At 58.6% G+C, this 8,614-nt stretch carries 10 protein-coding genes; 4 read left to right on the top strand and 6 right to left on the bottom strand.

Features of this window, described 5'->3' with window-relative positions:
• Positions 1–68: 68 nt before the first annotated feature.
• From AC1DRJ_RS14155 to AC1DRJ_RS14145, 3 genes are all read right to left on the bottom strand, one after another.
• Positions 69–785, bottom strand: a complete 717-nt coding sequence (locus AC1DRJ_RS14155; protein ID WP_477802706.1) for an alpha/beta hydrolase — start codon at positions 783–785, stop codon at positions 69–71.
• A 186-nt stretch (positions 786–971) separates the two neighbouring features.
• Positions 972–2,084: a succinylglutamate desuccinylase/aspartoacylase family protein gene (locus tag AC1DRJ_RS14150; protein ID WP_477802705.1), complete on the bottom strand. Its 1,113-nt coding sequence runs from the start codon at positions 2,082–2,084 to the stop codon at positions 972–974.
• Between the two features lie 286 nt (positions 2,085–2,370).
• Positions 2,371–3,150 (bottom strand): ABC transporter substrate-binding protein, encoded by a 780-nt coding sequence (locus tag AC1DRJ_RS14145; RefSeq protein WP_477802704.1) that lies wholly within the window; start codon positions 3,148–3,150, stop codon positions 2,371–2,373.
• A gap of 245 nt (positions 3,151–3,395) precedes the next feature.
• Between AC1DRJ_RS14145 and AC1DRJ_RS14140 the strand changes: the two genes are divergently transcribed.
• Positions 3,396–4,040 carry a type 1 glutamine amidotransferase gene (locus AC1DRJ_RS14140; RefSeq protein WP_477802703.1) on the top strand — a complete coding sequence of 215 codons (645 nt, stop codon included), beginning with the start codon at positions 3,396–3,398 and terminating at the stop codon, positions 4,038–4,040.
• Positions 4,041–4,109: 69 nt separating this feature from the next.
• Here AC1DRJ_RS14140 and AC1DRJ_RS14135 read toward each other — a convergent pair whose 3' ends face one another.
• Complete coding sequence (locus AC1DRJ_RS14135; RefSeq protein WP_477802702.1) at positions 4,110–4,544, bottom strand: rhodanese-like domain-containing protein; 435 nt, start codon at positions 4,542–4,544, stop codon at positions 4,110–4,112.
• 101 nt (positions 4,545–4,645) lie between these two features.
• On the opposite strand from AC1DRJ_RS14135, the gene ftrA reads away from it, so the two are divergent.
• Complete coding sequence (gene ftrA / locus AC1DRJ_RS14130; RefSeq protein ID WP_477802701.1) at positions 4,646–5,620, top strand: transcriptional regulator FtrA; 975 nt, start codon at positions 4,646–4,648, stop codon at positions 5,618–5,620.
• A gap of 134 nt (positions 5,621–5,754) precedes the next feature.
• Here the strand turns inward: ftrA and cobF are convergent, their stop codons facing one another.
• Together cobF and AC1DRJ_RS14120 are read right to left on the bottom strand one after the other, a co-directional pair.
• Entirely contained in the window at positions 5,755–6,510 is a 756-nt protein-coding gene (cobF, locus tag AC1DRJ_RS14125; RefSeq protein ID WP_477802700.1) for a precorrin-6A synthase (deacetylating), read from the bottom strand.
• Positions 6,507–7,082, bottom strand: a complete 576-nt coding sequence (locus AC1DRJ_RS14120) for a histidine phosphatase family protein (RefSeq protein WP_477802699.1) — start codon at positions 7,080–7,082, stop codon at positions 6,507–6,509. Before AC1DRJ_RS14120 ends, cobF begins: the two co-directional genes overlap by 4 nt.
• Positions 7,083–7,422: 340 nt before the next feature.
• Here AC1DRJ_RS14120 and AC1DRJ_RS14115 point away from each other — a divergent pair, with 340 nt between their 5' ends.
• Positions 7,423–8,259: a MurR/RpiR family transcriptional regulator gene (locus tag AC1DRJ_RS14115; protein WP_477802698.1), complete on the top strand. Its 837-nt coding sequence runs from the start codon at positions 7,423–7,425 to the stop codon at positions 8,257–8,259.
• 239 nt (positions 8,260–8,498) lie between these two features.
• On the top strand, positions 8,499–8,614 hold a 116-nt coding region (locus AC1DRJ_RS14110), incomplete at its 3' end, for an arginine N-succinyltransferase (protein ID WP_477802707.1).

Below are 8,614 nucleotides of genomic sequence, written 5' to 3'. Positions count from 1 at the left end.
TCTCTCGTCCGGGTGACATGGCCGACCACGAAACGTTGATTAAACAAATCGTCACCGGCAAATAAGCCTCAGGGGTTCAGGCGCTGCAGCCAGGCGTTCAAATCCTCGATTTCGGCCGCGCTGATGGAGTGCCCGAGACCTTCGTAGCCATGAAACTCAGGCGTGAGTGAAATGCTCTGCAGAAGGCTGTTGGCGTCTGTGCCGTCCTTGTACGGCAAGCGGTTGTCCTGTTTGCCATGACCGATGAAAATCGCCAGCGTCTGGCGTTTTTCATCCGGTTTAAGCGCGGATTTGAGCACCGGCAGAATCCGCCCGCTCAAAGCTGCAATGCCGCCGAGCGCCTCGGGGTGCCGCAACGCCACTTCGTAGGACATGATCGCGCCCTGGCTGAATCCCACCAGGACCACCTTGTCCGGTTCGGTGTGATATTTCTTCGCCGCTTGTGCGATGAAATCCAGCAACACCTGGCCACTGGTCTTCAAGTCGTCGGTCTCGCCGTTATAGGCCCCCTCACCCTTTTTGCGAAACCACTGATAACTGCCCTCTTCCATCGTGATCGGCGCACGCACCGACAGGTAGGTGTAGCTCGCGGGCAGGTCATCCTTGATGCCGAACAGGTCCTGCTCGTTACTGCCGTAACCATGGAGGAAAATCACCAGCGGCTGGTTTGGCGTATCCGCGTTGGTTTGTTCCAGGTACTTGAGTGGCAAATCGGTTTGCAGCGGGGATTGAGCGTGGACCGTGGCGGATACCAGCAGTGTCAGCAGTGCGAGAAATTTCAACATTAGCCTTCCTTCACAGGAAACAGGATTCGGGGGTGAGCCTAGCACTCTGATACCTGCCGGGGGATATTGGGTGTTGCTGATGGCCCCTTCGCGAGCAAGCCCGCTCCCACATTTGACCGAGTCAACGCCGATAAAATGTGGGAGCGGGCTTGCTCGCGAAGAGGCCCTTGAATACAGCGAAAAATCTCAGTCGTTGATTAGCTTGCCCACACGAATCGGCTCGCGCCCCGCGACTTTCGCCTGCCACGTCCCCGGTTGCGTATATCGCCCGCGATCAATCGCAAACAACACACCGCTGGTCCCGGCGCACACCGTGGTCACCCGGTCATTCAACGGATCAACCACTTCAAACAGCGCATCGCCGCGCTCCACCCATTCACCGGCATCGCGCAGGAAACTGACCACCCCGTGATGCGGCGCGAACAGGTACTCGGTGCCTTCGAACGGCATGCCTTCACAGCACTCACTCGGTGCCGCCGGCCAGGTGCCTTTGATAAAACCCTGCTCGGCCAGGAAACCGAGGATGGCCTCGCAATTGGCCTGAGCCTGATCGACCCGCGTGTCACCCATGCTGCCCAGTTCCAGAGTCGTCGCCAGGTTGGCCGGGGGAATGGCGGCCTCAGGAAACGCGCGCGCCAGACGCAACCACGGCGAAGAGCAGGACTCGTCGAAGGAGCTGCCGCCAGAGTCTTCGCACAACAACGCCACGCCGGCCTTCAACCGCGCCGCCAAGGATTGCCACTGCAGCCAGTGTTGCGGCAACGCATAGATATGAATCGCCGCATCGAAATCACAATGCAGATCAAGGGTGATGTCGGCATCGCACGCATGGCGCAACAGCAAGCGATGCATGGCTTCCAGCTGCGAGGCCGGTGCCGGCAAGCCATCGAGCACCTGGCCCATGGTCTGACGGATCAGGGCGATGTTGGCTTGCGCATCGTCGCCCAATTGGTCGCCGATCAACGCGGCTACCGGTGCGCTGAGCTCGACAAACGAACGGTTGAAGTTCTTGCCGCTGCCCAGTTCAAAGCGGCCCATGTGACTGCCTTGCAGGTGCTGATCCAGACCAATCGGGTTGGCCACTGGTACCAGTTCGATCATGCCTTGCAGTTGGCCTTGGGTTTCGAGTTCGATCAGGCGCTTTTTGAGTTCCCACGCCGTGCGCATACCCGGCAGCTCGTCCGCATGCAGGCTGGCCTGGATGTAGACCTTGCGCGTGCCCGCACCATAACGAAATACGCTGAGGGTACGTTCGGTGCCCAGGTGGCTCCAGGGCAGTGAATGGTCGATGCGTTGCATGGATAAACTCCTGATACCTGAACGGTGAACATCAACTGTGGAAAATCACCCAATGGGAGTGAGCCTTTGTGGCGATGGGCTTGTCGGAACGCCGCATCGCCCCGTTCGGTTGCGAAGCAGTCGTAAACGCGGTTTGTCGCTGAAATGCTGGGGCCGCTTCGCTGCCCTACGGGGACAAGCCCCCTCGCCACAAAGTCTCATTCCTACAGGGTTCTTTGTTGATAGAGAGAATGCACAAAAAAAATGGCAACCGCGTCAACGGTTGCCACTTTTTTGAACGGCGTGATTACTCGCCGTAAACGTCAAACTTGAAGTACTTGTCCTGCACTTGCTTGTACTTGCCATTGGCGCGAATTTCGGTGATAGCAGCGTTGAACTGGTCAGCCAGCGCGGTATCGCCCTTGCGCACGGCAATGCCGGCGCCGCCACCGAAGTACTTCGGATCGTTGTACTCAGGGCCTACGAACACGAAACCTTTACCGGCGTCGGTTTTCAGGAAACCGTCGTCCAGGTTGACCGAGTCGGCCAGCAGCGCGTCAGTGCGGCCAGAGACCATGTCCAGGTTGGCTTCTTGCTGGTTACCGTAGCGAACCACTACGATCCCGGCCGGCGCCAGCACTTCAGTGGCGAAGCGGTCGTGGGTACTGGCGCGCAGCACACCGACTTTCTTGCCTTTGAGATCGGTCAGCGGATCCTTGACGTCGGTGCCTTCCTTCATCACGAAGCGCGCCGGGGTGTGGTAGTACTTGATGGTGAAATCGACGTTCTTTTTACGGTCGTCGGTGATGGTCATGGACGACAGGATCGCGTCGATTTTCTTCACTTTCAGTGCCGGGATCAGGCCGTCGAACTCTTGCTCGACCCACGTGCACTTCACCTTCATCTGCTCGCACAGCGCATCGCCGATGTCCACGTCGAAACCGGTCAGTTTGCCGTCAGGGGTTTTCATCGAGAATGGCGGGTAACCGGCTTCGATGCCGATGCGGATCGGCTTGGCGTCTGCGGCCACAGCGGTCAGGGACAACATCGACAGTGCCAGGGCACCGAACATCACTAGCTTTTTCATTTATAACTCCTGTGTGCGGAGGCTTTTATTGGCAGCTTACGATCGGATTTCGGCCGGTGAAAACCGAAGTGGCCGGCAGTCTAGAGTGGCTGCCGACGGGCAAATTGTGTTCAAGCGACAAATACTTATAGAAAAGTGGCTGGTGCAATAGCGCACTTTGTAGCGTGCGCCACAGCGGTGCAAAGACTGCAGGACAAGCCCGTTTTTCAGACAAAACCTACACGTAAATACGACAGAGAAGCCTGATGCCAACATTGAATCTGATCCAGCATCACCCCGCCGAAGGGCCGGGTGCGATTGCTCTCTGGGCCAACTCCCGAGGGCTGACGCTGAAAGTCTATCGCGCCGACCTCGGTCAATTGCCGCCCGTGAGCGCGGCGCCGGTGATTGTGTTGGGCGGGCCCTATGAATCCGACGCCGGGCCACAGTGGCTGGAGGCGGAACGGCAGTGGCTGGCGGGAAGCCTGGATCAGGGCGCGGCAGTGTTTGCGATTTGCCTGGGGGCGCAATTGCTGGCGTTGAGCCTGGGCGGCGAGGTTCGGCGGATGGCGCAGATGGAGACTGGCTGGACTGAGGTGACGTTCAGCGATGGGCAACGGCTGAAGGTGCTCGAATGGCACGAAGACGCGCTTGACCTGCCGCCTGGAGCGCAATTGTTGGCCAGCAGTGCTCAATGCGAACAGCAGATGTATCGCGTGGGGCCGACGCGGGTGGGATTGCAGTTCCATCCGGAATGGAATGCCGAGTCGGTGGCAATGCTCAATGAACACTTTGCCGAGGAGTCACCGTTGCCCCGAGGTGAACAGGACAGCGCCGCTTACACCGCCGTTTATGACTGGTTGCAGGCGACGCTGGATGGGTGGTGGGTGGTTACCTCAACCGTTCGCTGAGCGTCAGGCTTCGAGTTTTTTGTGGTGATTGGGGTTTTTGTGGTGAGTGGGTTTTGTGTTGCTTGAATGTCAGCATTCACAACCAATGGTGGCCGTGGTTGGCCGTTGCACCGAAGTATTCAACTCAAACCCTTCATCCAGCCACCCGGTTACCCCGCCGATCATTTCCTTGACCGGGTAACCCAGCGCCGCGAGTTTCACTGCGGCCTTGTTGGCGCCGTTGCAATGCGGGCCAGCGCAATACACCACGAACAGACTGTTTTTTGGGTAAGCCGCCAGACTTTCAGCGGTCAGCAACCGACCCGGAATGTTAATCGCACTCGGCACATGGCCACGTTCGAACGCCAACGGACCGCGTACATCCACCAACACAAAATCCACCTCGCCGGCCTGTTGACTGCCGTGGACGTCGGAACAGTCGGTTTCGAAGGTCAGACGGTTGCTGAAATGCATCAGGGCGATGGCCGAAGGGGCGGCGGGAATTTCACGGACCAAGCTGGTCATTGGCTGTACTCCAAAGTTCGGGTGGGTGTGAGAAGACTTTATCCGCCCGCCACTTGCCGCTACAGTGGCGAACAAGACACTCACCGGGAATTTTCCGCCAAATGCAGCCCACCCCTGGATTGGTCGCGATTCTGGCCTACGACGGCCTCTGTACGTTCGAGTTCGGCATCGCCGTGGAGATCTTCGGCCTGGCGCGGCCCGAGTTCGATTTCCCGTGGTACGAACACCGGATTGTCGGCGTGGACCAGGGCCCGATGCGCGCCATGGGCGGGATTCAGGTGCTGGCCGATGGCGGCATGGAACTGCTCGAAGACGCCCGGACCATCATCATTCCCGGCTGGCGCGACCGCCATGCGCCGGTGCCCGAGCACTTGCTCGACGCCCTGCGCAAGGCTCATGCGCGAGGCGCGCGATTGCTGTCGATCTGCTCCGGCGTGTTTGTGTTAGCGGCGACCGGTTTGCTGAACGGACACGGCGCCACCACCCACTGGCGCTACACCACCGAACTGGCCGAACGCTTTCCGGACATTCTGGTGGACCCGGATGTGTTGTATGTCGATTCTGGTCAACTGATTACCTCGGCTGGCAGCGCGGCGGGTATTGATGCCTGCCTGCACTTGGTGGCGCGGGATTTCGGCACGCAGGTGGCAAATTCGGTGGCGCGACGGCTGGTGATGTCGCCGCAACGCACCGGCGGCCAGGCGCAGTTTATTCCGACACCGGTCAGCCCGACGCCGCGCAGCGATGTGTCACGGGTCATGCAGTGGGCGCGCGAACGCTTGCACGAACCGCTGGAGGTTCGTGAACTGGCGAGTGAGGCGGCGATGAGTGAACGGACGTTTCTGCGCCGGTTTACAGAAGCCACCGGGATGCCGCCCAAAGCGTGGTTGCAGCACGAGCGACTGGCCCGGGCCCGAGAGTTGCTGGAGAGCACCGGGCAGAATACGGATCTGATTGCCGAGCAGTGCGGGTATCGATCCGTGGAGAGTTTTCGGGTGGCGTTTCGAGGGGTGGTGGGCGTACCGCCTTCGGTGTACCGGGAGCGGTTTGGGCGTGAGGCCAAGGCTGCCATTTGAGGTATTTTCGAGGGCCTCGTCGCGAGCAGGCTCGCTGCCACATTGGATCTCCTGTGGGGCATTGGATTGGGTGCAACAAATACCCTGTGGGAGCCAGCCTGCTGGCGATGGCGTCCGCCCAGACACCGCCGACCTCAGGGTTTACGCAGAAGGTAGGTATCCATAATCCACCCACTCGCCAACCGAGCCGCCTTGCGCACCCGCTCAATCTCATCTGCCACATCCCTGAGCTTGCCGCTGATCAGGATTTCATCCGGCGTCCCCAAATATGCCCCCCAGTAAATCTCGGTCTCCTGATCCGCCACCCGATGGTAGGCATCCTGCGCATCCAGCATCACCACCAAACTGTCGGCATCACTCACCTGCCCCATCGCGAGCCGTCGACCGGTGGTAATTTCAATCGAGCGACCGATGCGATTGAGCGGCACTTTATGCTGTGCCGCCAACGCCTGGACACTGGKAATGCCGGGGATTACCTCAAACTCGAACATACAGCGGCCCGAGGCCAGAATCGCCTGCAAAATCCTGATGGTGCTGTCGTACAGCGAAGGATCGCCCCACACCAGAAAACCGGCGCACTGCTCGTCAGTCATTTCCTCGTTGATCAGCCGCTCGAAGGTCATCTGCTTGGCCAAGTTGAGGTCTTCAACACTGGTCGTGTAATCCACATCACCGCGCTCACGCTCGGGGCTGTGGGCTTCGACGAAGCGGTAGTCGCGATCGGTGATATAGCGCTCGCAGATCTCGCGCCGCAGGTCGATCAGTGAGTCTTTGCTCTGGCCCTTGTCCATCAGGAAAAACACATCGACAAGGTTCAGAGCCTTCACGGCCTGCATTGTGATGTAGTCGGGATTGCCGGCGCCGATGCCGATGACCAACAGTTTTCTCACCACTGCACTCCTTGGGCATCAGTGCCGAGCAATCGCAGGCGCCAGCGCCCKGTGAAGCGCAATTCGATGGCTGACAACGGTTCAACATCGATTTGGTTGAACGCCGCCCCTTGCAACACATGGGTGAGCGCGGCGCGTATGACAAATGGATGGGTGATCGCAATAACATGCCCTGGTGTCGTCTCTAGGGTTTTCAGCCACTGCTCCACGCGCTGCCCCAATTGCACCACCGATTCACCGCCATGTGGCGCCGAGGTCGGGTCATCGAGCCAGCTCTGGAGTGCCTCGGCTTGCGATGTTTGCAACTCATCGATGGTGACGCCCTGCCAATGTCCGAAGTCGCAATCGCTCAATGCCGCCACGACTTCAACTTCATCGCCAAACAAGGCGGCGGTTTGCCGGGTGCGCAACTCCGGTGCGCAAAGTAAACGCGGTGTTCCTTTGAACCCGTGACGACGCGAACCCAGTGCCGATTGCCAATCCATTTCCAACGGTTCATTCGTAGGAAAACTCGCAAATTTTTGTGCGACGGTTCGCGCATGGCAGATCAGAGTCAAACGGGTTGCTTGCACGGATGATCACCCTGTCGATGAAACAAAAAACGGCAACACGCCGCAATAAGTTGCCCAATTGTGCCGCAAGAAGCCCGGTTCAGGGCGTTTCGTTTTAATCGTTAGCACGGGTTTCCGCCCCAATGGTTAGATGAATTTCGGCAATGTACGACACAGTTATAGGCGATGTCCTACAAGCCCTTTCCACTTCCGTGTAATCCTTGTAGCACGCGGGTCTTACCCGGTTTTTTTGGTCGAAAAAATCACACTAAAATTCACTAGACTTGTAGAGTCCGTTACACAAATACTGTTTTAGCAACTTATGAAATGAAACCGACACCCCCATCCAGCAGGAGCCCGGATGCCCACCCTAAGAGACCTGATCACCGACGCTGGCCTGGAATTGACGCCAGCGGAACGCAAAGTCATACGTGCATTGCTGGACCAGTACCCGCGTAACGGACTCGGCCCCATGTCGCGTTTGGCCGAACATGCCGGTGTCAGCGATCCCACCATTGTTCGCCTGGTGAAAAAACTCGGATTCAGCGGTTATGCTGAATTCCAGGAGGCCCTGCTCAGCGACATGGACCACCGCTTGCGGTCTCCCAGCGCCCAGTTGCAACAAGGCGATGCATGGAGCCACTCTCTGGAGGATAGCCATCGAGCTCTGGTGGATACACATGCGTTGACCCAGCCCGAAGACATCCGGATCCTTGTCGAATGGCTGCTCGATACCCGCCATCAGGTGCATTGCTTTGGCGGGCGCCTCAGCAGGTTCCTCGCCCACTATTTGCTCCACCACCTGCGCCTGCTGCGACCCGACTGTTTTRCCCTGGAAGACAACGCACAACTGTCGGACCGAGTATTCGACGTGCAGCGACAGGACGTCGTGCTGGTGTTCGACTATCGCCGCTACCAGTCGCGAACCTTGCGCTTGACCAGCGCCGTCAAAAATCGACACGCACGGGTGGTATTGTTCACTGACATCTATGCTTCACCGTTGCGCGAGATGGCTGATTTGATCATCAGTGCGCCGGTGGAGTCGGTGTCGACTTTCGACACCATGGTTCCAGCGCTGGCTCAGGTTGAGGCATTGATTGCCTGCATGACCTTGCGCAGCCCCGACCTTCACAATCGACTGGAAGGCATCAACGCACTGCGAGGCGAATTTGACACCCACCTGCAGGATGAAAAATAAGGATGTGTACGCCTCCCCATCGTTCACCCCCGGACAGAAAGCTGCCTGACGTACTGACCAGGGGCACCCGAAAAACAACACCCGGTACTTGAGCATCTCTCTGGTGGAAGCACCGGCTGAATAAAAAATGGGCGGCGTCTGACAACAAATCAGGCGACCGCTGCTTTCACGCGTGGACCCCGACAGTGATAGTCAGGTTCGGTGCACATCACCGAACCCTTTGATACAGGAGTGCAGCCATGCTGGTTTTACGCCCAGTCGAGTTAACCGACCTGCCCCAGTTACAACAATTGGCACGCGACAGCCTGGTAGGCGTCACGTCGTTACCGGACAACACCGAGCGCCTGCGCAGCAG

The organism is Pseudomonas sp. P5_B2 (assembly GCF_056400445.1).
Note: the sequence above shows the minus strand (reverse complement) of the source record. Positions and strands in the feature narration are given on the sequence as shown.

What these genes read in the sequence shown, in the direction of transcription:
- AC1DRJ_RS14155 (WP_477802706.1), bottom strand. Translation starts at nt 785, where the DNA reads ATGTTGAAATTTCTCGCACTGCTGACACTGCTGGTATCCGCCACGGTC.
- AC1DRJ_RS14135 (WP_477802702.1), bottom strand. Translation starts at nt 4,544, where the DNA reads ATGACCAGCTTGGTCCGTGAAATTCCCGCCGCCCCTTCGGCCATCGCC.
- AC1DRJ_RS14145 (WP_477802704.1), bottom strand. Translation starts at nt 3,150, where the DNA reads ATGAAAAAGCTAGTGATGTTCGGTGCCCTGGCACTGTCGATGTTGTCC.
- AC1DRJ_RS14150 (WP_477802705.1), bottom strand. Translation starts at nt 2,084, where the DNA reads ATGCAACGCATCGACCATTCACTGCCCTGGAGCCACCTGGGCACCGAA.
- ftrA (WP_477802701.1), top strand. Translation starts at nt 4,646, where the DNA reads ATGCAGCCCACCCCTGGATTGGTCGCGATTCTGGCCTACGACGGCCTC.
- AC1DRJ_RS14140 (WP_477802703.1), top strand. Translation starts at nt 3,396, where the DNA reads ATGCCAACATTGAATCTGATCCAGCATCACCCCGCCGAAGGGCCGGGT.